Here is a 1,319-nt window from a genome sequence, read left to right on the forward strand (position 1 = left end):
TGAACCGCCCCGGCTTCCGAGGAGGCTCCTTCGCTTGAGAATGGAGTCAGCATGAGGAAGTCAGTGAAGTTTTCCCCCGAGGTCGTCGAGCGTGCCGTGCGCATGGTGTTCGAGGCCGAGGGCCAGCACGAGTCGCAATGGGCGGCCATCGAGTCCATCGCGGCCAAGATCGGCTGCACGTCGGAGACGCTGCGGCGCTGGGTGCGCCAGGCCGAGCGCGACCAGGGGCTCAAGCCCGGGCCGACGACCGAGGAGCAGCAGCGCATCAAGGACCTCGAACGCGAGGTACGCGAGCTGCGCAAGGCCAACGAGATCCTGAAGCTGGCCAGCGCGTTTTTCGCCCAGGCGGAGCTCGACCGCCGCTTCAAGTCCTGATGGGCTTCGTCGAAGAACACCGCGCTCGATTCGGGGTCGAGCCGATCTGCCGCGCGCTGCAGGTCGCCCCGTCGTCGATGTGGCGGGAGTTGGCGCGCCGGCGAGATCCGCAGTTGCGGCCAGAGCGTCAGAAGCTGGATGCGGCTTGGGTGCCCGAGATCGAACGCGTCTGGACGGGCAACCTGCGCGTGTACGGGGTGCGCAAGGTCTGGAAGCAGTTGCACCGCGAAGGCCGTGCCGTGGCGCGTTGCACTGTGGCCCGGCTGATGCGGGCCAACGGCTGGCGCGGTGCGATGCGCGGCAAGCGAGTGCGCACGACGGTGCCCGATGCCAAGGCGGCCTGCCCGCTGGACCGCGTCAACCGCGAGTTCCGCGCCGAACGGCCCAACCAGCTGTGGGTCAGCGACTTCACCTACGTCTCGACCTGGCAAGGCCACGTCTACGTTGCCTTCGTCATCGACGTCTTCGCGCGACGCATCGTCGGCTGGCGCGCCAGCCGTTCGATGACCACCGACTTCGTGCTTGATGCGCTGGAGCAGGCGCTGTACGCGCGCCAGCCCGAGCGCGACGGCTCGCTGGTGCATCACTCGGACCGCGGCTCGCAATACGTGTCGATTCGGTACAGCGAGCGCCTGGCCGAGGCCGGCATCGAGCCGTCCGTCGGCTCCAAGGGCGACAGCTACGACAACGCGCTGGCCGAGACGATCAACGGGCTGTACAAGGCCGAACTCATCCACCGGCGTGCGCCCTGGAAGACCCGTGAGGCCGTCGAGTTGGCCACCCTCGAATGGGTCTCGTGGTTCAACCATCACCGCCTGCTCGAACCCATCGGCTACATCCCGCCGGCCGAGGCCGAGGCAAACTACTACCGGGAACTCGCCACCCGTCAGGCTGCAATGGCCTGACTCACACCAACCGGCCTCCGAGATGGCCGGGGCGGTTCA

At 67.7% G+C, this 1,319-nt stretch carries 1 protein-coding gene and 1 other annotated feature; the gene reads left to right on the plus strand.

Annotated features, from left to right (window positions below):
• The first annotated feature begins 51 nt into the window (after positions 1–51).
• Positions 52–1,280 (plus strand): IS3 family transposase gene (locus tag RBXJA2T_RS19655; protein ID WP_085976992.1). Its coding sequence is split into 2 segments (ribosomal slippage): positions 52–340 and positions 340–1,280, totalling 1,230 coding nucleotides; the frame shifts between segments, so codons are not numbered across the junction.
• Positions 330–446, plus strand: a sequence feature (AL1L pseudoknot). (Overlaps the previous gene by 117 nt.)
• Positions 1,281–1,319 lie beyond the last annotated feature (39 nt).

This window comes from Rubrivivax benzoatilyticus JA2 = ATCC BAA-35, from assembly GCF_000190375.1.
Lineage (GTDB): Bacteria > Pseudomonadota > Gammaproteobacteria > Burkholderiales > Burkholderiaceae_C > Rubrivivax > Rubrivivax benzoatilyticus.